Origin of the sequence: Mangrovimonas aestuarii (assembly GCF_028767185.1) — a bacterium.
GTDB classification, from domain to species: domain Bacteria; phylum Bacteroidota; class Bacteroidia; order Flavobacteriales; family Flavobacteriaceae; genus Mangrovimonas_B; species Mangrovimonas_B aestuarii.
In genome coordinates this window covers 333,684-356,052 of the sequence record NZ_JARACK010000001.1, presented here as the reverse complement: position 1 = coordinate 356,052, position 22,369 = coordinate 333,684, and the positions used below count along the sequence as shown (strand labels likewise).

Annotated in this window: 23 protein-coding genes; 12 read left to right on the top strand and 11 right to left on the bottom strand. The window is 37.4% G+C overall.

The features are described 5' to 3' along the window. Nucleotides 1–61 precede the first annotated feature (61 nt). The 3 genes from PWU04_RS01660 (at nucleotide 62) to PWU04_RS01650 (ending at nucleotide 1,720) form a co-directional block, all read left to right on the top strand. Nucleotides 62–679: a thioredoxin family protein gene (locus PWU04_RS01660; protein WP_274474062.1), complete on the top strand. Its 618-nt coding sequence runs from the start codon at nucleotides 62–64 to the stop codon at nucleotides 677–679. Between the two features lie 53 nt (nucleotides 680–732). Then, nucleotides 733–903, top strand: coding sequence for a hypothetical protein (locus tag PWU04_RS01655; protein ID WP_274474061.1), 171 nt, complete (start codon nucleotides 733–735; stop codon nucleotides 901–903). Nucleotides 904–1,078: 175 nt separating this feature from the next. Continuing rightward, nucleotides 1,079–1,720: a hypothetical protein gene (locus PWU04_RS01650; protein WP_274474060.1), complete on the top strand. Its 642-nt coding sequence runs from the start codon at nucleotides 1,079–1,081 to the stop codon at nucleotides 1,718–1,720. Nucleotides 1,721–1,836: 116 nt separating this feature from the next. On the opposite strand, the gene PWU04_RS01645 is transcribed toward PWU04_RS01650, so the two are convergent. The 6 genes from PWU04_RS01645 to PWU04_RS01620 form a co-directional block, all read right to left on the bottom strand. After that, the gene (locus PWU04_RS01645) at nucleotides 1,837–2,610 is read right to left on the bottom strand and encodes an energy transducer TonB (RefSeq protein ID WP_274474059.1); all 774 of its coding nucleotides are present in this window, start codon (nucleotides 2,608–2,610) and stop codon (nucleotides 1,837–1,839) included. A 58-nt stretch (nucleotides 2,611–2,668) separates the two neighbouring features. Beyond that, nucleotides 2,669–3,361, bottom strand: coding sequence for a tRNA pseudouridine(55) synthase TruB (truB, locus tag PWU04_RS01640; RefSeq protein ID WP_274474058.1), 693 nt, complete (start codon nucleotides 3,359–3,361; stop codon nucleotides 2,669–2,671). Nucleotides 3,362–3,515: 154 nt separating this feature from the next. Continuing rightward, entirely contained in the window at nucleotides 3,516–4,313 is a 798-nt protein-coding gene (locus tag PWU04_RS01635) for an undecaprenyl-diphosphate phosphatase (RefSeq protein ID WP_274474057.1), read from the bottom strand. 45 nt (nucleotides 4,314–4,358) lie between these two features. Continuing rightward, nucleotides 4,359–4,625 carry a DUF3098 domain-containing protein gene (locus tag PWU04_RS01630; protein ID WP_274474056.1) on the bottom strand — a complete coding sequence of 89 codons (267 nt, stop codon included), beginning with the start codon at nucleotides 4,623–4,625 and terminating at the stop codon, nucleotides 4,359–4,361. A 292-nt stretch (nucleotides 4,626–4,917) separates the two neighbouring features. Continuing rightward, nucleotides 4,918–5,436: a class I SAM-dependent methyltransferase gene (locus PWU04_RS01625; protein ID WP_274474055.1), complete on the bottom strand. Its 519-nt coding sequence runs from the start codon at nucleotides 5,434–5,436 to the stop codon at nucleotides 4,918–4,920. Nucleotides 5,437–5,938: 502 nt separating this feature from the next. Further along, a complete protein-coding gene (locus PWU04_RS01620) occupies nucleotides 5,939–6,817 on the bottom strand; it encodes a cell division protein FtsX (protein WP_274474054.1) in 879 nt (292 codons plus the stop codon). Between the two features lie 193 nt (nucleotides 6,818–7,010). On the opposite strand from PWU04_RS01620, the gene PWU04_RS01615 reads away from it, so the two are divergent. The 3 genes from PWU04_RS01615 to PWU04_RS01605 all read left to right on the top strand — a co-directional run bounded on the left by PWU04_RS01615 (nucleotide 7,011) and on the right by PWU04_RS01605 (nucleotide 11,967). Then, on the top strand, nucleotides 7,011–10,085 hold the full coding sequence (locus PWU04_RS01615; protein ID WP_274474053.1) for a leucine--tRNA ligase: 3,075 nt from the start codon (nucleotides 7,011–7,013) through the stop codon (nucleotides 10,083–10,085). Nucleotides 10,086–10,302: 217 nt separating this feature from the next. Continuing rightward, nucleotides 10,303–10,998 (top strand): zinc metallopeptidase, encoded by a 696-nt coding sequence (locus PWU04_RS01610; RefSeq protein ID WP_274474052.1) that lies wholly within the window; start codon nucleotides 10,303–10,305, stop codon nucleotides 10,996–10,998. 267 nt (nucleotides 10,999–11,265) lie between these two features. Then, nucleotides 11,266–11,967 carry a Bax inhibitor-1/YccA family protein gene (locus PWU04_RS01605; protein WP_274474051.1) on the top strand — a complete coding sequence of 234 codons (702 nt, stop codon included), beginning with the start codon at nucleotides 11,266–11,268 and terminating at the stop codon, nucleotides 11,965–11,967. Between the two features lie 58 nt (nucleotides 11,968–12,025). Here the strand turns inward: PWU04_RS01605 and PWU04_RS01600 are convergent, their stop codons facing one another. Together PWU04_RS01600 and PWU04_RS01595 are read right to left on the bottom strand one after the other, a co-directional pair. Then, the gene (locus tag PWU04_RS01600; protein ID WP_274474050.1) at nucleotides 12,026–12,496 is read right to left on the bottom strand and encodes an Lrp/AsnC family transcriptional regulator; all 471 of its coding nucleotides are present in this window, start codon (nucleotides 12,494–12,496) and stop codon (nucleotides 12,026–12,028) included. Between the two features lie 154 nt (nucleotides 12,497–12,650). After that, entirely contained in the window at nucleotides 12,651–14,015 is a 1,365-nt protein-coding gene (locus tag PWU04_RS01595) for a saccharopine dehydrogenase family protein (RefSeq protein WP_274474049.1), read from the bottom strand. 80 nt (nucleotides 14,016–14,095) lie between these two features. On the opposite strand from PWU04_RS01595, the gene PWU04_RS01590 reads away from it, so the two are divergent. From PWU04_RS01590 to PWU04_RS01580, 3 genes are all read left to right on the top strand, one after another. Next, a complete protein-coding gene (locus PWU04_RS01590; RefSeq protein ID WP_274474048.1) occupies nucleotides 14,096–14,497 on the top strand; it encodes a DUF423 domain-containing protein in 402 nt (133 codons plus the stop codon). 54 nt (nucleotides 14,498–14,551) lie between these two features. Beyond that, on the top strand, nucleotides 14,552–16,150 hold the full coding sequence (gene pckA, locus PWU04_RS01585; RefSeq protein WP_274474047.1) for a phosphoenolpyruvate carboxykinase (ATP): 1,599 nt from the start codon (nucleotides 14,552–14,554) through the stop codon (nucleotides 16,148–16,150). Between the two features lie 110 nt (nucleotides 16,151–16,260). Beyond that, nucleotides 16,261–17,211, top strand: a complete 951-nt coding sequence (locus PWU04_RS01580) for a T9SS type A sorting domain-containing protein (protein WP_274474046.1) — start codon at nucleotides 16,261–16,263, stop codon at nucleotides 17,209–17,211. Between the two features lie 73 nt (nucleotides 17,212–17,284). Here the strand turns inward: PWU04_RS01580 and PWU04_RS01575 are convergent, their stop codons facing one another. Together PWU04_RS01575 and PWU04_RS01570 are read right to left on the bottom strand one after the other, a co-directional pair. Beyond that, nucleotides 17,285–18,037 (bottom strand): uroporphyrinogen-III synthase, encoded by a 753-nt coding sequence (locus PWU04_RS01575; protein WP_274474045.1) that lies wholly within the window; start codon nucleotides 18,035–18,037, stop codon nucleotides 17,285–17,287. Between the two features lie 23 nt (nucleotides 18,038–18,060). Next, a complete protein-coding gene (locus PWU04_RS01570) occupies nucleotides 18,061–18,708 on the bottom strand; it encodes a DUF4271 domain-containing protein (RefSeq protein WP_274474044.1) in 648 nt (215 codons plus the stop codon). Between the two features lie 109 nt (nucleotides 18,709–18,817). Here PWU04_RS01570 and PWU04_RS01565 point away from each other — a divergent pair, with 109 nt between their 5' ends. The 3 genes from PWU04_RS01565 to PWU04_RS01555 are packed head-to-tail and all read left to right on the top strand — an operon-like array spanning nucleotide 18,818 to nucleotide 21,386. Beyond that, a complete protein-coding gene (locus PWU04_RS01565) occupies nucleotides 18,818–19,540 on the top strand; it encodes a polyprenol monophosphomannose synthase (RefSeq protein ID WP_274474043.1) in 723 nt (240 codons plus the stop codon). An 8-nt stretch (nucleotides 19,541–19,548) separates the two neighbouring features. Next, a complete protein-coding gene (locus PWU04_RS01560; RefSeq protein ID WP_274474042.1) occupies nucleotides 19,549–20,895 on the top strand; it encodes a dihydroorotase in 1,347 nt (448 codons plus the stop codon). Beyond that, entirely contained in the window at nucleotides 20,892–21,386 is a 495-nt protein-coding gene (locus PWU04_RS01555; RefSeq protein WP_274474041.1) for a DUF4296 domain-containing protein, read from the top strand. The genes PWU04_RS01560 and PWU04_RS01555 overlap by 4 nt, the downstream gene beginning before the upstream one ends. On the opposite strand, the gene PWU04_RS01550 is transcribed toward PWU04_RS01555, so the two are convergent. Continuing rightward, nucleotides 21,361–22,365 carry an NAD-dependent epimerase/dehydratase family protein gene (locus PWU04_RS01550; protein WP_274474040.1) on the bottom strand — a complete coding sequence of 335 codons (1,005 nt, stop codon included), beginning with the start codon at nucleotides 22,363–22,365 and terminating at the stop codon, nucleotides 21,361–21,363. The genes PWU04_RS01555 and PWU04_RS01550 overlap by 26 nt on opposite strands. Nucleotides 22,366–22,369: the final 4 nt, after the last annotated feature.

Here is a 22,369-nt window from a genome sequence, read left to right as displayed (position 1 = left end):
AACAACTGTTACCCAAAAAACGAACATAAACCATTAATTTTGCGCCACATAATTACAATCTATGGATTCTATTTTAACGCGCCCCATTAAAGAGATTATTTCTGAAAGCATTCAAAAAGGTATGAGCTATTCCGAATACAGGGAATTGGTGAAAACCTTAGTCGAAAACAAATCGACTACTGGAAATGACCAGTCTGAAGCTATGGTGAATTATACGGTTTTAAGTAATCGCCGTATGAAGCGCTGGGATAAAACCATAAAGCTATCCGATGAGATAAAGGAAACTATATCAAATATAGATGTAAACCAAGCCTGGTTGTTGATTACAGAAAGTTGGTGCGGTGATGCTGCCCATGTAGTGCCCGTGATCAATGCGGTTGCTGAATTGAATTCGGGTATTGATTTGAAATTGGTTTTAAGGGATGAGAATGAAGCTTTGATGGATAACTTCCTTACCAATGGTGGACGTTCCATTCCCAAATTAATTGCAATTGATAATAAAACAGGAGAAGTAATAAACACCTATGGCCCAAGACCGTCTACTGCCACACAAATGGTAGATGACTTTAAAATCGAACATGGCAGTTTGACAGCCGATTTTAAAGAAGACTTACAGCGCTGGTACAATGCTGACAAAGGACAAACTACTGTAGACGATTTGGTACGGTTGTTGCTCTAAGGTAAATCGAAATATAACCTTAGCATAGGGGTTAATAAAAAATATAAATGAAGATGAAGAGATTTTTGATGTTTGCGGTATTGGCTTTGGTAATGGTACAAGCAGTTGGATTAACAATGATTACAGCTCTTTTGGTAATGGTGCCTATGGGAGCAATAGCTTTGTTTCAATACTATAAGCAATTAATGCCACAACGTGTTCGTGTAAAAAATAGAAGGTTTTAGTTTTAGTTTAGTTGATTAGAATTGGTTTTTCATATTAAGCTCCACGGTTTTGTGGGGCTTTTTTTATTTTAGCTCTCCTTAAATTATTACCCAAATTGATATGAAAAAAAATCTACTACTCCTTTTTGTAATTGCACTGTTTGCAACGTCTTGCCAACGTCTAATCTTCAGTATCATGACTAATAAAACAGAAGTTGAGCTAAGCTCATACTACAATGAAAAGGAGAATAAAACATTAGTCATGGTGCCAATGGTTCATTTAAATCGCCCAGAGTTTTATGATGATGTAAGGAATAAATTGGACTCCCTAAGAAACGAAGGATTTACTGTATTCTATGAGGGAGTAGTGCATGATACTGAGAACTACTCACCTGAACAAAACGATACCATCTTATGGAAGTTTAGAAAATTGATTGGATTTTCGTTGACAACACACTACAATGACACCAATAATAAATCTACTCCTGCATATTTTAAAAATGATAAGTATGTAATGCAAACCAAAAAGAATATTGGTATAAGCGACCAAGATTTGAGAGTGGACCTGTCAAAGGATACTATTATTAAGATGTATGAAAGAGAGAATGGCGTGATAGCTTTGACAGAGTGTGATTACAATACTCCCTTAATGGAAAAATATGAATGTGAGTCTTCTGGCAGGCATCAAGCAACACAAACGTTTAGGAATGGCTACATAGTAAAAAGTACAGTTGATTCTCCAATGAATAAAATAGCTCTAGTATACGGTCAAGCGCATTTTAAGTGGTTAAAACTTGATTTTATATATAACCATGGTTATAGAGAAGTGAAGAGTTAGTTGGCTAAAACGATAAAATAAAGCAGCTTCAGAGTTTTGTTGGGCTTTTTTGTTTCAACTTTAGGGAACTATTTTCTAACACAAAGCGGTCTAAAATCTAATACCTTAATACTTCTCTACCGCTTTCCCTCAAAATAAAAGGTAATAGATCCAATCTGTGACGGTTTCGATACATCGGCATTAAAGCGTGCTTCTTTGGCATATTCTAAGGCACTGTCTATTAAGCACTGGTTTTTGGATGTAGAAGACGAATTTACATAAGTGTCTGTAACCACTCCCTTGGCGTTAACCGTAATGTTTACGACAATTTTACCGGAAGCCTCACAAAGGTAGATAGGGGTTGGGATATATTCGTGTGTTCTCCCTGTTAAGGAATAGTGCATCGAACTGTTTGTATTGGCCGAGGCATTCATTCCCGCTTTATCTGAGCTATTATCACCGTTTGACATGGCTGCCTGCTGATTGGAATGACGCTTTTTAAGAATGTTATTTACCTTGGAATAATTGCTCTCATTCTGGCTTACCATATCCGAAACTTCTTGAACATCGTCATCAGTGGGTTCTTCCATAGCTTCATCACTTTGACTTTGCTTAGCGGGAACATAATCCTTAGGAGGTTCAATAGGTGTATAGGCCTGCGCAAAACGGTTGTATTGTTGGGTCTCGTTATAGGCTTTGTTGGTCTCTGATTTTGATTGTTCCTGTTCGTTTTCAGCTATTTGCTCTTCTGGCTTTTGCTCTTTTAAGAACTCTTCAGGGTTAATTTCGTAGTAAGATTCGGTTTGTATTTCTGGAAATTCCCTGAGCTGCAGTCCAAATAAGCCTACCAATACACTGCCTCCTATGAGAAGGGAGATTGCTAAGGCTTTATGTTGGGCTGTGAATTTCAATTTGCGTTAGGGTTTTTAATACTAATCTTCATTAATAATATACGCAAAAAAGTAGGATTTAGTTGTTAAGACTTTCTATAAAGGCTTCAGGACTAAGTGCATCGTCTACCTTAAAATCCCCAATACGGGTACGGCGCAACACAGAAAGATGTCCGCCAGAATCAAGGGCTTTTCCAAAATCGTTGGCTAAAGAACGAATGTAGGTTCCTTTGCTGCAAACCACTCTAAAGTCTACTTCGCTTTCACCAATACGTGTAATTTCGAATTCAGAAATATTTATGGTACGTGGTTTAACTTCTACCTCTTTACCTTCTCTAGCAAATTCATATAGGCGTTTACCATCTTTCTTTATAGCCGAGAAAACTGGAGGGTATTGTTCTATATCTCCAATGAATTGCTTGGTGGTTTCGTGAATGAGTTCTTCTGTGAAATGACCAGTAGGGAAAGTATGGTTGATTTCTGTTTCCAGATCATAAGAAGGCGTAGTGCTTCCCAAAACAATGGTTCCTGTATATTCCTTTTCCTGACCTTGAAAGGTTTCAATCTGTTTGGTCATTTTTCCGGTACAGATAACCAATAGCCCACTTGCCAGTGGATCAAGAGTACCAGCGTGACCTACTTTTATTTTCTTCAGTTTGAAAGCACGTCGTAAATGCCAACGTAATTTGTTTACCGCTTGAAAGGAAGTCCATTCCAAAGGCTTATCAATTAGCAATACTTGACCGTTCTTAAAGTCTTCTGCGGTTTTCATTTTATGAATTCATTTGTCTTTAACTGTCAATTCGAGTGATTCCGATGATAATCGGAATAGTATCGAGAATAGGTTAATATTAGAAGGGTCAAAAATGCTTGTTTTCGATACAAAATCCTAATGGATTTCACTCAAACTGATGCATTTTCATGTTTTAACTATCGAACAATGCTACGCTTATGGCTATTAAACCTACAATAACACAATATACCGAAAAATAAGTGAGCTTACTTTTCTTTACCAAAGCAATCATCCAGGTACATGCCAATAGTCCGGAAACAAAGGCGGCAATGAATCCAATAGATAAGGCTGTAAAGTGTTCTGCATTATAGCTGAGGTCTCCGCTTAAAACATCTTTGGCGATCTTTCCTAAAATTAAAGGCACAACCATTAAAAATGAAAAGCGTGCTGCTTTGGTTTTGTCGTTGCCCAGTAAAACTGAAGTAGAAATAGTTGCTCCAGATCTTGAAATTCCCGGTAGCATGGCAATCGCTTGTGAAACCCCAATAACAAAAGCATTCTTAAAAGAAACGGGCTTGCTGGTGTCTTTGGCACGATCGGCAAGGAAAAGAAGCACAGCTGTAATAATCAGCATACAACCAACCAAAAGAATTTTTCCGCCGAAAAGTTGTTCCAATTGTTCCTCAAAGAACAATCCGATAATAACAGCAGGAATCATCGAAAGTGCTATTTTGGAAACAAATTGTAAATCTTCGTTCCATTGTAATTTTAAAGCACCTTTAATAATATCTATGATATCCTTACGAAAAACAACCAAGGTACTTAATGCTGTTGCAAAGTGAAGGACCACTGTAAATAGCAGGCTTTCTTCTGGAATAGAAGTATCTCCTAGAATGGCTTTCCCCAACTCTAAGTGGCCACTGGACGACACAGGTAAAAACTCGGTTAATCCTTGAATAACACCAAGAATGGCAGAATCGACAATATTCATAGCAATTACAATAAAAAAGAGAACCCATTAAATGGGTGTAAAGGATTAATCGTTGGAGTTTTTCTTTTCGGGTTTGGTTAGGATGGCATAAATCTGAATACCAAAGCCTATTAAGATTAGGGTAGGTGCCAAGCGAATTCTACGGAAACTGAAAATATCTGGATTAAACACATTTGGGTCGTCACTACCTCCGCCAGACATCAAAATAAAGCCCAAGGCGATGCAGGCCAATCCTATAAACATAAACTTGTAATTGCGTTTTCCAAAAATAAACTCACCTTTAGAGTCGTGGTCGCGTTTTTGTTCTCCCATAATCAGTTGAATTCTGTAAATAACACCTGATGGTCAACTTCCAATTGGGCAATATGCTCAGAAGTATCAAACCATAATTTAGGCAGATGCAAAGTAACGGTTTTATTTAAAACTTTGTAGTTAATGCTGTGTAAATTTGGAGGCAGAGGTTTGATTCTGTTTCATTTTGATTTAGATACCATTTTGAATTTATCAATTGCAGTGGATTTGCATAAGCAACAATATATTGCGAATGAACATACAGTAGCTAAATGAAATTCTATATCCAAATTCTCTTAGTTTTCCTCGCTTGTCACGGCTTGCTAAACACCGTTATTCGCTCATCTAAAGTGTCAATTTCCAAATTGTAGGTTTCTGCAATAAAACGCATGGTTTGTTCTGTATAGATAAATACATGAGTGGTGTCTTTGCGGTAATACCAAGTTTTAAAATCTATACCTTCTTTGAATAAATGTGTCATGATATATAAACGACCACTTGGCCTTAAAAGGTCCAACAATTTTTCTATTTCATGTTTTGGATTGTAAAAGTGTTCAAAGACTTCACAGCTGAAAATATAGTTATAACGAAGGTTAAGATAACTTTCATTAGGATGAAAATAGGGGTCGTATGTTTGAACTTGATAGTCTTGATCTTTTAAAAGTTTTGTGATGACTGGACCTGTGCCACAGCCAAAATCCAATCCCAGTTGCTCTTTTGTTTGATTAGCTAAAATGGCATTAGTGATGGGAGATGTAAACTTCTGATATCCCACATCATTTACATCGTTATTATGCGCCTGATAATGCGCCCTTTCTTCAGCGCTAGTCATATAATGCCTAATATCTTTTACATAGGCACTACATATATTACAAACAAAATAGTAGTCGTCAGCTTTATTTTTTAATGGCGTTTCACAAAGGGTGCAGTGCATATGAGAATGTGAGTAGATTTGTTAATGTAAGTTTAAGCAAAAAAGAATGGTTTAAGTGTAAGATAGCGTAAAGGTTTCGTTGGTAAAAAAACAACCAATAGAATATTAAATACAAAAGAAGATAAAACCAAAAAGCAGTTTATATGATGACCTACCTAGGTTGGTAAGTGTTAAAAGGAGTAGGGTCAATACTGATCACATAAACTGCTTTGACTGGTAGTCTTTAAATTTTAGTATTTAAATATACGAAATGTTTATATAATAAAGGCTTTATTTAGAGGTTTTTACCGTTTTAAAGATTGAGGGATTGCGAGTTTTGTAGGGGAATAACCATGAGTCTACAAAAAAGGAGCTCGTTTGATATTCCTTTGATAATTTCATAAAATACGTATTACTGTATCTAATAATATAGTTCTTCTGTTCTTAAGTTCAAGAAGCGTTGGGTAGCAAAGAAGGTGCTTATCCAAGTGATAACGATACCCACAAGAAATACACCCACAAAGATGGCAGCAATCAGTTCTGGTTTTGCTAAAAGCTCCAATTCAGGGAATGTTTTGTTCACAAAATGAAGCACTACAGCCATACCGCCTAGGGCTATAATGGCCCCGATCATCCCCAATCGTATGCTTTTCCAAACAAATGGCTTTCTAATAAAATGCTTGGTAGCGCCTACCATTTGCATCGTTTTAATAGTAAATCGTTTGGAATATACCGATAAGCGAATAGAGCTGTTAATCAATAAAACAGCTATAAGGGTAAATAGCCCACTGATGACCAATATCCAGAAACTAATCTTCTTTACGTTATTGTTCATCAAGGTTACCAAATCGCGATCGTAACGCACTTCGTCCACAAAGTTTTTGGTCATGGTTTCCTGACTGATTTGCTCCAATTGTTCTTCAGTTACATAATCAGCTTTAAGATGTACATCAATAGAATTTTGAAGCGGATTGTATCCCAAGAAGTCCATAAAGTCCTCACCACTTTCAGCTTTCATAATTTCCGCTGCTTGTGCTTTGCTAACATATTCGGTAGATTTCACATAATCGGCCATAGCTAAGCTATTTTCCAATTGCTTAATCTCAACTTCCTTGGCAGATTCCTTTAAGTAAATAGTGACCACTACCTGCTCTTTAAAGTGATCGGATACTTTTTTGGCATTCAAGACCAAAAGGCCCAAAACACCCAATAGGAACAATACCAGGGCAATACTCAATACAACAGAAAAATACGACGAAATCAATCGGCGTTTTTGATACCGTTCAAACGATGCGCTCATAAAAACTTGTGGTTAAGGTTGTAAAAATATAAAAACAATCGGTTTCAGTCAGGTTTACAACGTTTAAACTTTCCACATTGTTATAATAAGCTTAAATTTGCGCTTTTGTTAATGTATTTGCTAGAAAACGAATTGAAAAGCAGAAGCTGTTTTAGTTAAGTTTCCTACAAACCGAGATAGAAGCATACCAAAGATGAACTACCATTTTAATGAAATAGAAGACAAGTGGCAAAAGTACTGGGCCGAGAACCAAACCTTCAAGGCCGACAACCAATCGGATAAACCAAAATACTATGTGCTGGACATGTTTCCTTATCCTTCTGGAGCGGGGCTGCACGTTGGGCACCCGCTAGGATATATCGCATCCGATATTTATGCGCGTTACAAACGTCATAAAGGGTTTAACGTACTTCACCCTCAGGGCTATGATAGCTTTGGTTTGCCGGCCGAGCAATATGCTATCCAAACAGGGCAGCATCCGGCTATAACTACAGAAACGAATATTAATCGTTACCGTGAGCAGTTGGATCGTATTGGGTTTTCATTCGATTGGAGCCGTGAAGTACGTACCAGCAATCCGCAATATTATAAATGGACACAATGGATTTTCATCCAATTGTTCGAGTCGTATTACTGTAAAGATGCCAATCAGGCTAGACCAGTAAGCGAATTGGTTGAGGTGTTTACTCAAGAAGGGAATGCCAATATCAATGCGGTTTGTGATGCTGATATGCCTAGTTTCTCTGCTGAGAAATGGAATGCTATGAGTAGTGAAGCGCAACAGGAATTGTTGTTGAAATACCGTTTGACTTATTTGGCAGAAACCGAAGTAAACTGGTGTCCAGCTTTAGGAACTGTTTTGGCGAACGACGAGATTGTTAATGGTGTTTCAGAGCGTGGTGGTCACCCAGTAGTGAGAAAGAAGATGACCCAGTGGAGTATGCGTATTTCGGCTTATGCTGAACGTTTACTTCAAGGGTTGGAAAATATAGATTGGACGGATGCATTGAAGGAGAGCCAGCGTAACTGGATTGGAAAATCGCAAGGGGCGTCGGTGACTTTTAACGTAAATGGTCACGATGAAACTATCGAAGTGTTTACAACCCGTCCTGATACCATCTTTGGAGTAAGCTTTATGACTTTGGCACCAGAGCACGATTTGGTATCACAAATAGTGACCAATGCTCAAAAAGCAGAGGTGGAAGCTTATATTGAAGCTACGGCAAAGCGTAGTGAGCGCGAGCGTATGGCAGATGTGAAGACCATTTCTGGGGTGTTTACAGGGGCTTATGCCGAGCATCCGTTTACCAAAGAGCCAATTCCAATTTGGATTGGCGATTACGTATTGGCGAGTTACGGAACAGGTGCTGTAATGGCCGTTCCGGCAGGAGACCAACGCGATCACGATTTTGCAAACCACTTTGGGTTGCCTATTCCAAGCATTTTTGAGGGGGTAGATACCGCAGAAGAAGCTTTTGATGATAAGGCTACCACTATTTTGGCTAATAGTGATTTCCTTAACGGAAAGAACTATAAGGAAGCGACCAAGTTGGTAATTGCCGAATTAGAAGCATTGGGGCAAGGGTATGGTAAGACCAACTACCGTTTACGTGATGCAGTGTTCTCTCGTCAGCGTTATTGGGGTGAGCCATTCCCAGTGTATTATGTGAATGGCATGCCACAGATGATCGATAAGGCGCATTTGCCAATTACATTGCCAGAGGTTGAAAAGTACTTGCCAACAGAAACTGGTGAGCCGCCATTAGGGCGTGCCGATGTTTGGGCGTGGTGTACAGAAACCAATGATGTTGTAAGTAACGATAAAATAAATAACACAACTGTTTTTCCATTAGAGTTGAACACTATGCCGGGCTGGGCAGGGAGTTCTTGGTATTTCTTCCGTTATATGGAAGAAGCCGCTAAGCGCGACGAAGCTTTTGCTACCGAAGATGCTCTAAAATATTGGGAAAACGTAGACCTATATATTGGAGGTAGTGAGCATGCTACCGGACACTTATTGTACTCTCGTTTCTGGGTGAAATTCCTTAAGGATAGAGGTTTTGTTGGAATTGAAGAGCCTTTCAAAAAGCTAATTAACCAAGGAATGATCTTGGGGACAAGTGCTTATGTGGGTAGAGTAGATCAAGTAAATATTCATGCAAAAAATTCTGTATTTGAAAATCCAGAAAAAGGATTTACCCCTTTAGCTGGTAAATTTGTTAAGTCAATTGAATTGAATGCACAAGTGTATATTTCTGATTCATTACTTAGCCTAAAAAGATTTGCTGCTTTAATAGGGGCTTCTAAAGATGAAATACTGAGTGGTTTTGATATTCAGGAAGAGTATTCAAAAATGCTAATTGGAGAAATCTCAAATTATGTAGATTCTCAAGATAAAGAGTATTTAAATTCTGAAAAATATGCTTTAGTATTAGGACCTACTTTTCCAATCCCTGCAGATGTGTCTTTTGTTAATTCTTCGGACGAATTAGATTTGGATGCCTTTAAAAACTGGAGAGCAGAATTTATGGACGCAGAGTTTATATGTGAAGATGATGGTACATTTAATGTTAGAAGAGAAGTCGAAAAAATGTCCAAATCTAAGTTCAATGTTGTAAATCCAGACGATATTTGCGAGCAGTACGGAGCAGACAGTTTGCGTCTTTATGAAATGTTCTTGGGGCCACTTGATCAGGCAAAACCATGGAATACAGCAGGTATTACAGGGGTTCATGGGTTTCTTAAAAAACTTTGGAAACTTTATATAGGTGATAATGGCAGCAAAGTAACCGATGCAGAGCCTTCTAAAGACAGTCTAAAAACGCTCCATAAAACCATCAAGAAAGTAGAAGAGGATATTGAGAACTTCTCGTTCAACACTTCAGTGTCTACCTTTATGATTGCGGTAAATGAGTTGACAGCTCAAAAGTGTAACAGTAATGCGATATTGGAGCCGTTATTGGTGTTAATATCGCCTTATGCACCTCATATTGCTGAAGAGTTGTGGTCACAATTGGGACATACTACATCTATATCGACTACTGCATTCCCTATGTTTGATGAAAAGCACTTGGTTGAGAGCAGTAAGGTGTATCCGGTATCGTTTAACGGTAAAAAACGTTTTGATCTGGAATTGCCATTGGATATGAGTAAAGAGGATATTGAAAAAGAAGTGATGGCTCACGAGAAAACTCAAGCCCAGCTTCAAGGACGTACTCCTAAAAAGGTGATTATCGTTCCAGGAAAGATCATAAACATTGTGGGGTAATAGAACCCAACAGATAAATTAAATGAAAGGCTGCCAATCGGTGGCCTTTTATTTTTTAGAAGGTAAATTCCTTCCTTGTTTAGTGGAGATGGCTAGAGGGAGGAAGGGGTTTACGTGATAATTCAGCCAAAACGTCATGGTCTTAATCCCATCTTAAATTGGTTCGCTTTTTGAAAGGTTAATCGTAACTTTACAATACTTAAAAACCAAAGAAAACATGTACGGATATTATATATTAATCGGAGCTATAGCATTAATAAGTTGGTTGGTGAGCAGTCAACTAAAAAGTAAGTTTAAACATTATTCCAAAGTGCATTTGCGCAATGGAATGAGTGGTAGGGAAATTGCCGAAAAAATGTTGGCTGACCATGGAATTCAGGATGTTCAGGTGGTATCTACACCAGGGAGGTTATCAGATCATTACAACCCTAAAAATAAAACAGTAAACTTAAGTGAGGCTGTTTATAACGAACGTAACGCTGCCGCTGCTGCCGTGGCTGCTCACGAATGTGGGCATGCGGTGCAACATGCCCAGGCTTACAGTTGGCTACAAATGCGTTCGCAGTTGGTGCCTGTAGTAAGTGTCACTTCAGGAATGTCGCAATGGTTAGTGATTGGTGGGCTGGTGCTCGGAGCTGCTTCTGGCGCAGGCATGGGCTATTGGGTGGCTATGGCCGGATTGATTTTTATGGGATTAGCTACGGTATTTAGTTTTATTACGCTTCCGGTAGAGTATGATGCAAGTAATCGTGCCTTAGCATGGTTGAAGAATAAAAACATGGTGACTCAAGAAGAGTACAAAGGTTCTGAAGATGCCTTAAAGTGGGCGGCAAGAACTTATTTGGTTGCTGCAATTGGTGCGCTAGCTAATTTGGTGTACTGGGCCTACAGAATCATGGGAAGTAGGGATTAATGTTATTATCTAGCTAAAATAAAAACAAAACCCCACAACTTGTTGTCGTGGGTTTTTTGCTTTATTAATCTAATAAAGCTTTACTAGTCCCTTGCCATTGAGTTGTAAACTTCAAATTCACGTAATCTAGAGGTTTTATTGATCATTATATTTTTCATTATGTGATTCAGGTATTAAGCTGAATGTTTTAAAAACCTTTCAGGTAAGTATTTCTTTTCAAAAAAACAGTATATTTAATGCATTTAAACCCAAAATAGTCAAAACCTTATGGAGAATATGTATCCCCAAAAAGTACTGGTAAATGAGTTAGACCAGACCGAAAAAGTAGCTTTCTATAAAAAGACCTATACTCATGTAGCAGCAGGTGTTCTTTTGTTTGTGGTCTTCGAAACGATGTTACTTCAAAGTGAAACCATTGTAAATTTTATGCTGTCCATGCTTAGTGGTTGGAAATGGCTTATTATGCTGGGTGGCTTTATGCTGGTAACGAACTATGCTGAAAGCACAACCTTGAGAACTGAGGATAAGAACAAACAATATCTTGCCTATGGTATTTACATTTTAGCGGAAGCCATCATTTTTGTTCCTCTATTATACATAGCAATAGCTTATTCTGGAGGGCTTGAACTTATAAATCAGGCAGCAATTGTGACCTTGTCTTTATTTACAGGTTTGTCGGCCATTGTATTTGTAACTAAAAAGGACTTCTCTTTTTTAAGGTCTATTTTGACTATTGGCTTCTTTTTGGCTATAGGTCTAATAGTTGCCGGAATGTTATTTGGTTTCGATTTAGGACTTTGGTTTTCGGTGGGAATGTGTGTGTTGGCTGCCGGAAGTATTTTGTATCAAACCTCAAATTTGGTTCATAAATATTCAAACGATGAATATATACCTGCAGCACTGGGGTTATTCGCATCTTTAATGTTATTATTCTGGTATGTTGTCCAGATCTTTTTATCAAGAGACTAACCTTCCTTCTTGGATACTTATATTGCAAAACGCTCGAAACTTGTTTCGGGCGTTTTTTTTATATTTTGATTTGTCGGTCTATTTGTTGTTGTAAAGACACAAAGGTTTCGGTTCGGTTAACACCTGTAATCGATTGTATGTCGTTTTGAAGAATTTCCATGAGATGGGCATTACTTTTTCCTAGCAGTTTTATTAAAATACTCCAATCCCCAGTAGTAAAATGACACTCCAACACTTCGGGAACTTTATTGAGTTCTTTTGCAACTTTAGGAGCCTCTAGGGCTTTATCCAAGTGAATAGCAACAAAAGCCATTGTTGAGTAACCCAACACTTCTGGGTTGATAACAAATTTTGATCCAGCCAATAAACCAGATTTTTCTAGTTTGCGCAAACGTTGGTGAATAGCAGCGCCTGAAATCCCTACATTACGTGCTATTTCTAAAACAGGAGTTCTTGCATCCTGCATAAGAGCACGTAATATTTTCTTGTCAATACCATCTATTCTTATGTTCGGCTTTTTTACTTTCATCTTGGTCATGATTTTAAAAGAGAGGCTAAAAATAGATAAACTGTTGTAAACTGTAAGTGTGAAGCCTGTTAACTTATGGTTATGAAAACAATAACACCAGACTTCAATGTTAAACAGTAGAGGAGTCTGGTGTTTTTATTGTGTGGTTATTTGTCTAAATATTCAGTGGGTTATACCCTAAATAAGGCACTTGTTTTTCTTTAAAGGCAATGCCGTAGGTTTCCAATTCCTCCAAAATAGGTCGATAGACTTCTTTTTTCAGAGGTATTTGTACACCTGGGGTTGTTATGGTTCCATTTAAAATGGCAAGCGTAGCAATTGCAACAGGAAGTCCAACCGTTTTGGCCATTGCTGTGTAGGTTTGGTCTTCACCCAGTGTTACCATAGTAGAGTCTATTTGGTATTTGTTCCCATTAAGCTCATAGCCAAACTTATGGTACATAACAATCATATCTTTGTCTTCTGGTGTTAAGGTCCAACTGTCCATTAATATCTTTTGAAGAATTTTGGCTGGAGTGGCTCGTTCTAGGCCCACCATTTTTTTTGGACTGAATATGTCTAGTTCTACAAACTTGTCCCATACAATGTCATCTTGCTCAATTTTTAATTGATGACGGAACTTTAGCTCAACTGAATCGGAAGGGCTATAAGGTAAAAAGGCATTCACAAAATCGCGATAGCTCATGTTTTCCGAATCTTCAATAACGTAGCTATCGTCCGTCATCCCTAATTGAACAAACATATTCCACGCTCTGCTAAATCCTACACGGCGCATGGTGCCTCGGTAGAGTGTTTTAATTTTGTCCAGTCCGTAAACACTTTGGTATTTTAAGGAGTCCCTATTGGCGTAAGCTTCAAAACGGCCATAACCTTCTACGTCTAAAAATTCGGTGCGTCTGAATAAGCGGTGATATGGAATGTATTTATAGGTGCCTTCCTGTAAAAATTTGGCGGCCCCTCCTTGGCCGGCTACAACTACATTTCTTGGATTCCAAGTGAATTTGTAGTTCCAAAGATTATTGTCGCTTTCTGGAGCTACAAGTCCTCCAGTAAACGATTCAAATAAAATCATTTTCCCTCCTTTGTCACGAATTTCATTGATAACCTTCATGGCGCTCATGTGATCAATACCGGGGTCCACTCCAATTTCGTTCATAAATACCAGACCTTTTGCAGTTACCTGGTCATTAAGAGCTTGCATTTCATCACTGACGTACGATGCTGTTACCAAGTTTTTTCCGTACTTAATACAGTCTTTTGCTACTTCAATGTGGAAACGGGCAGGAAGCATCGAAACAACGATGTCTGCCTCCTGAATCGCTTTTGTTCTAGAGTCTTGGTTAAATACATCTAGAACTATAGCTGTGGCATTGGAGTGGTTTCCAATCATTTTCTTGGCGCAACCAATATCAAGGTCGCCAACGGTTATGTGTAAATTTTCGGTTGTTGATTTTTCCAGCAGATATTTAATGAGGTAGGCAGTTGATTTGCCAGAACCAATTACTAAAATGTTTCGCATTATGAGAGTTGTTGATTAATTTTGCTTGCACGAATGTAATAAATACAACGCTTTCATAAGAAATCCATTCCTAAAAATATATGAACAGAAAGATCTTAGTAATAGCCGCGTTAATGGGAGGTCTGAGTGTGATACTTGGAGCCTTTGGCGCTCACGCTCTGAAAGAAATGATTAGTCCAGAGGCTCAAGCAACTTTCGAAACAGGTGTTCGCTATCAAATGTATCATGCCCTGCTACTACTATTTGTTGGGCAAATTGATAATCTCAATTCTAAAACCAAAAAGGTAGTATTATGGATGGTCGCTGTTGGTGTGCTGTGTTTTTCTGGTTCTATATACGGTTTGTCGACCAATGAGCTAACTGGATTCGACTTTAAAAAGATTGCTTTGATAACTCCTTTGGGAGGGGTATTGCTTATAACAGCATGGGCTATATTATTGATAACCTTTTTAAAGGAGGGAGCCGATAAATCTCAATTTTAGCTACCTACTTTCAAATATTGTTATAATTTTGCACTTTAAACAACACAAAAAATTATGGTAGATAATACCCAAGCAACGAAAACGATTTCGGTAGAACAGTACGGAATTAAAAATGCTAAAGTAAGATATCAACTGTCTTCAGACGAGTTGCATCAAGCCACAATTGACAATGAACAAGGTGTAGAGGTTGCCTCAGGGGCGTTGGCCGTGAATACGGGTGAGTTTACAGGGCGATCGCCAAAGGACCGTTTTATAGTAATGGACGATATTACCAAAGACCGTGTATGGTGGGGTGATATCAATATTCCTTTTGACTCTGAAAAGTTTGAAAAACTTTATGACAAAGTAGTAGACTATCTTTCAGGAAAAGAGATTTATGTAAGAGATAGCTATGCTTGTGCCGACGACAATTATAAATTGAATATTCGTGTTATTAACGAATATCCATGGAGCAATATGTTTGCCCACAATATGTTCTTAAGACCTACTGAGGAAGAGTTGAATGGTTTCACTCCAGAGTGGACCGTTGTTAACGCTCCTGGTTTTATGGCAGATCCTGATGTAGATGGAACACGTCAGCATAACTTTGCTATTTTAGATTTTTCAAGAAAAATTGCTCTTATTGGTGGAACTGGTTATACTGGAGAAATTAAGAAAGGTATTTTCTCTGCTTTAAACTTTATACTTCCTGTATTTAAGAATACCTTACCAATGCACTGTAGTGCTAATGTTGGTAAAGATGGTGAAACAGCAATTTTCTTTGGTCTTTCAGGGACAGGTAAAACAACTTTGTCTGCAGATCCTAATCGTAAATTGATTGGTGATGATGAGCACGGCTGGACTAACGAAAATACTGTGTTTAACTTTGAAGGAGGGTGTTACGCCAAGGTAATTAACCTATCAGAGGAGAACGAGCCAGATATCTATCACGCAATTAAAAGAGGAGCTATCCTTGAAAATGTAATTGTAGATGATAAAGGGGCGGTTAATTTTGAAGATACATCTATCACTCAAAATACAAGGGTAAGTTACCCAATTTATCACATTGATAACATTCAAGTGCCTTCTATTGGGAAGAATCCTAAAAATATATTTTTCCTAACAGCAGATGCTTTTGGAGTATTGCCTCCTATCTCTAAATTGACTCCTGGTCAGGCAGCTTACCACTTTATTTCTGGATATACAGCAAAAGTAGCAGGGACTGAGGCAGGTATTGATGAACCACTACCAAGTTTTTCTGCTTGTTTTGGAGCACCATTCATGCCGTTACACCCAACTCAATATGCTGAAATGCTAAGTGCTAAAATGCAGGAAGCAGGTGTTAACGTTTGGTTGGTAAACACAGGGTGGACTGGTGGTCCATATGGAGTGGGAAGCAGAATGAAACTTAAGTTTACAAGAGCAATGATTACTGCTGCCTTAGACGGTGAATTGGATAATGTTGAGTTTGTACAGCATCCAATATTTGGTTTGGCTATGCCTACTGAATGTCCTAATGTGCCATCTGAGGTATTAAATCCTAAAGGAACTTGGGCTGATAAAGATGCTTACGATGCAAAAGCTAAGGAATTGGCTGCCTCGTTTAAGAAAAACTTTAGCAAGTTTGAGGAGTATGCTAATGAAGAAATCATGGCAGGAGCGCCTTTGGCTTAGTGTAATTAGTTGAAATACAATTTAAAAGGGGTGTAAAACATCCCTTTTTTTTGTTTTATATGCGATAATGTAGTAAGTTTATTACGCTACTAATCAAATGTTTACACGATATGAGAACAATTACATCACTTCTTCCCCTGTTGTTGCTATTACCGTTTACATCCTTTGCTCAATATACTTCAATTCCGGATGTTAATTTTGAAACCCAACTTGTTTTTTTCAATTACGATTCGGAGGGTACTGTTGACGGTCAAATACTTACATCAGATGCTGCTGCTGTAACAACTCTTGGTTTTCAAAACCAGGGTATTGTGGATTTAACAGGTATTTCAGCTTTTATCAATCTCACTAATATTGATCTTTCTTATAATACAGGGTTGACTTCAGTTGATTTAACTGGGTTAAACTTATTGTCCACAATTAATTTTACAGGCTGTTCAAGTCTTACAACCATTACACTGCCCAATAGTGCTTCTGTTACAAGCATCATTGCTGAGCAGGCTGGTTTAACAAGTTTAGATGTCTCTAATAATACAGGTCTTACCACTGTTAATGTCTTTGATAATAATCTGCAATCTTTGGACTTTTCAGCGAATACGGCGCTTGTTAGCGTTAATTGCAAAACCAACGCCTTAATATTCTTGGATATGCGTAATGGGAATAATGCAAATGTTAATGTCTTTGATTCTGATTTTAACCCTAATTTAGACTGTTTGTTTGTTGATGATGCAAGTGCTGCTTATTTGTCTTCATGGATAATTGCGGGAAATACAACGGCAGTAAATAGTGAAGCTGAATGTGAAGCACTTTCTGTTGATGGCGTTGATGAAAAGTCGTTTACAATGTTTGCAAATGCAAATTTAAATGCGATAAAGGTATCTGTTCAAGTTGAAGAAGTAAGACTTCAATTGTTTGATGTGTCTGGCAAACAATTACTTGTTGAAAATTTAGTGTATGGAGAGAATCTTGTAGATAGTTCCTTTTTAGCTTCAGGATTGTATTTCGCTAAAGTTTCTGTTGATGATCGAGTCTTTACAAAAAAACTTCTGATTATCAACTAATATTATAGTAAGTACATTTAAACAAAAAAGCGCAACCATTGGTTGCGCTTTTTTGTTTGTTGTGGATAAAAACCTATTTTTTCCCTTTATTAGCCTTCTCTATGTATTTCTCCAATGCCATGGTCATAGAAGGTGTTTCTGGTGTAGGTGCAGCAATATCTACACGAAGTCCTCGTTCTTCTACAGCTTTAATTGTTGTATTTCCAAACACTGCTATACGTGTATCGTTTTGCTTGAAATCTGGAAAGTTGTGGAACAACGATTCAATTCCCGATGGACTAAAGAACACTAAAATATCGTAGTATACATCGGCAAGGTCAGAAAGATCACTGATAACAGTTCTGTAGAAAACTCCTTCCTTCCAGTCTACGTTCAAAGCGTTCATGGTTTCTGGAACCTCTGGCTTTAGTTTATCGGTAGTTGGAAGTAAAAACTTCTCGTCTTTATATTTTTTAATAAGTGGGGAAAGTTCAGCAAAAGTACGTTTCCCTACATAAATCTTACGTTTTCTATAAACCACATATTTTTGTAAGTAATAAGCAACGGCTTCCGATTGACAAAAATACTTTAAGTCGTCTGGAACGGCATAGCGCATTTCCTTGGCTACTCTAAAGAAATGATCTACGGCATTTCTACTAGTTAAGATAATTGCGCTATAATTGGCTAAGTCAATTTTTTGCTGCCTAATCTCTTTTGCTGAAACCCCTTCTACATGAATAAAAGGTCTGAAATCAATCTTAACTTTTTGCTTTTCCTGAAGGTCAAAGTAAGGAGAGTTTTCAATTTTAGGTTCTGGCTGAGAGACCAAAATAGTTTTCACTTTCATAAGCGGTAATTTTTTTGTTTTCCCTATAGTTTTGTAGCCTGTTGACATAAAATAATATAAGGTGCAATTTCAAGTGTGCAAAGATATAAAATAAAATAAAACAAGTTGTTTTTTATTATGCCTTGGTTGGCTTTTATGCTACTGAGCAATCCAGATATTACTATTAGTGCAAGACATCCTCCAATCACATAAATAACAACAGGACTAGGAATTAAGGAGTATGTTAAAAGTAAGTTAACAGGGAGAAGTATCAGTCCTAAAAAATGGTTGAAACTCGTTTTTTGAAAGAGATAATGATCTATGAGCTTATCCATTTCAAACAAGCTTCCTACGAGCCTTTGGATCAATATCTTAATGAGTATGAAAAAACCTACTCCAGCAATGAGTTTAAATAAAATATTGGCTGAAATGTTGAATTTGGGAGCAAAGGTTTGGGCAGAAAAACCTATGAAAATTCCGAGTGAAATAATAAAGTTCAGGAAAAGAAAGGAATCAAATAGATCGATGAACTTTTGCTCACGTAAGTAAATGTTCAAGTATTTGGGGTTACTCATTAATGTTGTAAAATCATGGAATCTTTTAGTGTCCAATAATTTAGCTATTGCTAGAAAGCATAAGCATAATAATAGAAGTACTGTAATAAGTTGATTTGAATCAATTGCCCTAAACATGCCCATAAAATTATTATATTTTCTTGTATGGAATCTCAAATTATTAAGGAATATTTAAAAAAAAGTATTTCATAAATAATGTACATTTGCTAAAATTTTACGCATATAGATGCAGGACGCCATAGTCATCATCCCTACATATAACGAAATTGAGAATATCGAAGCTGTTATTAGAGCTGTTTTCTCACGTAATAACTCCTTTGATATTCTGGTAGTTGATGATAATTCACCCGATGGAACAGCTCAAAAGGTGAAGACCTTGCAGCAAGAATTTTCAAAACGATTGTATTTGGAAAGTCGTGCTGGAAAATCTGGGTTGGGCACTGCTTACATTCATGGTTTTAAGTGGTGTTTGAAGAGACATTACAAGTTCATTTTTGAAATGGATGCCGATTTTTCTCATGACCCTCAGGATTTGGAACGTTTGTATAGTGTCTGTAAGGAAGGTGATGCAGATATGGCTATTGGATCTCGTTATGTGAAAGGAGTTAATGTGGTCAACTGGCCAATGAGCAGAGTGTTGTTGTCGTATATGGCGTCAAAGTACGTGAAGTTTATCACAGGTATGCAGATACATGATACGACTGCGGGATTTATCTGTTATAGGCGAGAGGTTTTGGAAGCTTTGGATTTAGAAGGTATTAAATTTGTTGGATATGCATTTCAGATAGAAATGAAGTTCAAGGCTTACCTTAAAAAATTTAAGATTGTTGAGATTCCGGTAATCTTTACCGATAGGGAAAAGGGAGAGTCAAAGCTTAGTACGGGGATTATTTCCGAAGCTATATTTGGAGTGATAACAATGAAGTTGAAAAGTATATTTAGAAAATAAAAGGAAGCATGCAGCAAAGAACAACGTTAATTAAGAACGCTAGAATTGTAAACGAAGGAACTATCTTCAACGGAGATGTGTTAATTGAAGGTGAGTTCATTAAGGAAATAGCAGAGTCCATCAGCGTGAAGTCGTCTGATGTTCATGTGTTCGATGCTGAGGGACAATTGTTGCTTCCTGGGGTAATCGACGACCAAGTTCATTTTCGTGAGCCAGGACTAACGCATAAGGCTACGATAGAAACTGAATCCAGAGCAGCGATAGCAGGAGGTATAACTTCTTTTATAGAGATGCCTAATACAAATCCACAGACAACTACTGTTGAAAAGCTGGAGGAGAAATTTGATATTGCCGCTAATACATCTTATGCCAACTATTCATTTATGTTTGGTGGGACAAATGACAACTTAGATGAGATTCTAAAGGTAGATGCTACACAAGTGGCTGCTCTTAAATTATTTTTAGGATCATCTACCGGGAATATGTTGGTTGATGACCCGAAGGTTTTGGAAACAATCTTTTCTAAAACCAATTTGTTGATTGCTGTTCACTGTGAAGACGAAGCTACAATTCAAGCCAATCAGGCAAAATATGTTGAGGAGTTTGGTGAAGATATTCCAATGTCATACCACCCAAAAATAAGAAGTGAAGAAGCTTGTTATTTGTCATCTTCAAGAGCTGTGGAATTAGCTAAGAAAACTGGAGCTCGTTTGCATGTTTTTCATTTGTCAACCGGAAAGGAAACAGAATTGTTTTCGAATAAACTTCCGTTAAAAGATAAAAAAATCACTGCAGAGGTTTGTATTCACCATTTGTGGTTTACAGATGCAGATTATGATAAAAAAGGAACCTTTATTAAATGGAATCCTGCTGTAAAAACCCAGAAGGATAAAGATAAACTTTTGGAAGCGCTTTTAGATGATCGTATCGACGTGATTGCAACAGATCATGCTCCCCATACATTAGAAGAAAAACAAAACGTTTATACTAAAGCTCCTTCAGGTGGCCCATTGGTTCAGCATGCCTTACCAGCCATGTTGCAAATGTACCACGATGGAAAGATTTCGGTGGAAAAGATAGTAGAGAAAATGTGCCATAACCCGGCTATTTTGTTTCAAATAGAAAAAAGAGGGTATATTAAGAAAGGATATTATGCCGATTTGGTATTAGTAGACCCCAACAACCCTTGGACTGTTAAAAAAGATAACATACTTTACAAGTGTGGATGGTCGCCTTTTGAAGGGACTACATTCAAGTCTCGAATAACGCATACCTTTGTAAACGGTAATTTAGTTTACAAAAACTTCAAGTTTTACGATACAAAGGCAGCAAAACGATTAACCTTTAATCGATGAAAAAACTAGTTGTCATCTTTGGTTTGGCTCTATTGTTTTTATCATGTAATTATGTATATAAACCCGAGAAGCCAAAAAAATTACTCTCCAAAAAAGAGATGTCATATATCTTGATGGATCTGGCATTTATTAATTCAGCAAAAGGGGTTAACAATAAAGCTTTGGAAGAGCATGGACTCAATCCAAAAGATTATGTTTATGAAAAGTATGCTATAGATAGTGTCATTTTTGCTGAGAACAATAATTATTACGCATATGACTTTGATGCCTATGCAGAAATATATACCATGGTTGAAGATAGTTTAGAGAAACTATCTGAGGTCTATGTAAAAAAAGAGGAGGAGGAAAAAGAGGCAACTAGGATACAGGATTCGCTCGGTGAAAAAGCACAAGATTCCATACGAGTGCTTAAGCGTAAAAAGCCATTCTTAAAAGAAAAATTTAATAAAGAGGAAATAAAAAGCATTACCTATCCAAAAAAGCCTGAGTAGTAAATTTCAGGCTTTTTTCAATTGGGATGAACTTTTTGTTGAAAACCTCTAAATAACGGTCACTACTATATTTGGTTTCGGTTACTAAGGTTCTGCTTAATTGTTTTGTCAACCTCCTACGTTTTCCTGTGAGTTTGGACATCAACCAATCCATTCGCCAAGCAATTTGTAATTGCCACTTTAATGCTTCTTTTTGAGGGGGCTTTACGTTTATAAGTGAAGCAATGCTCTGTAATAGATTTTTATAAGCCCAATTTTCGGCAACCAAAACAAATCGTTGTGTTTTGACATCGCTCTTCATAAGCGAGATCATTGCTTCAACAACATCGTTAACGTCAACAAAACCTGTAGATCCGCAAGTGTAAAAAGGTTCTCCTTTATTGACTCTTTTAATAATACTCCCGCTACCATGGGTCCAAATTCCTGGGCCTAGAATAACACCTGGATTTACAATTACAACGTTGAGCCCTTCTTGCGATCCTCGCCAAACCTCCATTTCTGCTCCATATTTAGTAATGGCATAAACATTATTATCAGCATCATTGTTCCAATGGGTGTCTTCAGTAATAGGTCCTCCATTTTCGTTTTTTCCTAAAGTGGCTACAGAGCTGACATAGCATAATTTATTAATCTTGTTAGATAGGCAAAGATTAACAATATTCGCTGTTCCTTCTATATTGGTTTTTCTGAGTGAGAAGTATTTGTCGGGTTCAAAAGAAACAAAGGCAGCGCAGTGATAAACATAGGTAGTATCCTTAAAAGCTTCAGTTAAAGAAGGGATATCGGTAACATCTGCTTTAATCCATTCAATACGATTAAAAAGTTCAGAGACGTTTTCGTCATAAAAGGAAAACACCCTTTTTACAATATCCAGTTTGTGTTTCTGTCTGTATATCGCTCTAACTTTTTCATTCTCTTTCACAAGTTTAAAAAGTAGATGTGAACCAACCAATCCTGTACCACCAGTAACTAAAATCATGAAA

Excerpts from the sequence above, each read along its gene's own strand:
- PWU04_RS01635 (WP_274474057.1), bottom strand. The coding sequence starts at position 4,313 with ATGAATATTGTCGATTCTGCCATTCTTGGTGTTATTCAAGGATTAACC.
- PWU04_RS01605 (WP_274474051.1), top strand. The coding sequence starts at position 11,266 with ATGGAGAATATGTATCCCCAAAAAGTACTGGTAAATGAGTTAGACCAG.
- PWU04_RS01630 (WP_274474056.1), bottom strand. The coding sequence starts at position 4,625 with ATGGGAGAACAAAAACGCGACCACGACTCTAAAGGTGAGTTTATTTTT.
- PWU04_RS01625 (WP_274474055.1), bottom strand. The coding sequence starts at position 5,436 with ATGACTAGCGCTGAAGAAAGGGCGCATTATCAGGCGCATAATAACGAT.
- PWU04_RS01590 (WP_274474048.1), top strand. The coding sequence starts at position 14,096 with ATGAACAGAAAGATCTTAGTAATAGCCGCGTTAATGGGAGGTCTGAGT.
- PWU04_RS01580 (WP_274474046.1), top strand. The coding sequence starts at position 16,261 with ATGAGAACAATTACATCACTTCTTCCCCTGTTGTTGCTATTACCGTTT.
- PWU04_RS01600 (WP_274474050.1), bottom strand. The coding sequence starts at position 12,496 with ATGAAAGTAAAAAAGCCGAACATAAGAATAGATGGTATTGACAAGAAA.
- PWU04_RS01650 (WP_274474060.1), top strand. The coding sequence starts at position 1,079 with ATGACTAATAAAACAGAAGTTGAGCTAAGCTCATACTACAATGAAAAG.
- PWU04_RS01565 (WP_274474043.1), top strand. The coding sequence starts at position 18,818 with ATGCAGGACGCCATAGTCATCATCCCTACATATAACGAAATTGAGAAT.
- PWU04_RS01570 (WP_274474044.1), bottom strand. The coding sequence starts at position 18,708 with ATGTTTAGGGCAATTGATTCAAATCAACTTATTACAGTACTTCTATTA.
- PWU04_RS01655 (WP_274474061.1), top strand. The coding sequence starts at position 733 with ATGAAGAGATTTTTGATGTTTGCGGTATTGGCTTTGGTAATGGTACAA.
- PWU04_RS01610 (WP_274474052.1), top strand. The coding sequence starts at position 10,303 with ATGTACGGATATTATATATTAATCGGAGCTATAGCATTAATAAGTTGG.
- PWU04_RS01595 (WP_274474049.1), bottom strand. The coding sequence starts at position 14,015 with ATGCGAAACATTTTAGTAATTGGTTCTGGCAAATCAACTGCCTACCTC.
- PWU04_RS01555 (WP_274474041.1), top strand. The coding sequence starts at position 20,892 with ATGAAAAAACTAGTTGTCATCTTTGGTTTGGCTCTATTGTTTTTATCA.
- PWU04_RS01660 (WP_274474062.1), top strand. The coding sequence starts at position 62 with ATGGATTCTATTTTAACGCGCCCCATTAAAGAGATTATTTCTGAAAGC.
- PWU04_RS01615 (WP_274474053.1), top strand. The coding sequence starts at position 7,011 with ATGAACTACCATTTTAATGAAATAGAAGACAAGTGGCAAAAGTACTGG.
- PWU04_RS01620 (WP_274474054.1), bottom strand. The coding sequence starts at position 6,817 with ATGAGCGCATCGTTTGAACGGTATCAAAAACGCCGATTGATTTCGTCG.
- pckA (WP_274474047.1), top strand. The coding sequence starts at position 14,552 with ATGGTAGATAATACCCAAGCAACGAAAACGATTTCGGTAGAACAGTAC.
- PWU04_RS01575 (WP_274474045.1), bottom strand. The coding sequence starts at position 18,037 with ATGAAAGTGAAAACTATTTTGGTCTCTCAGCCAGAACCTAAAATTGAA.
- PWU04_RS01550 (WP_274474040.1), bottom strand. The coding sequence starts at position 22,365 with ATGATTTTAGTTACTGGTGGTACAGGATTGGTTGGTTCACATCTACTT.
- PWU04_RS01560 (WP_274474042.1), top strand. The coding sequence starts at position 19,549 with ATGCAGCAAAGAACAACGTTAATTAAGAACGCTAGAATTGTAAACGAA.
- truB (WP_274474058.1), bottom strand. The coding sequence starts at position 3,361 with ATGAAAACCGCAGAAGACTTTAAGAACGGTCAAGTATTGCTAATTGAT.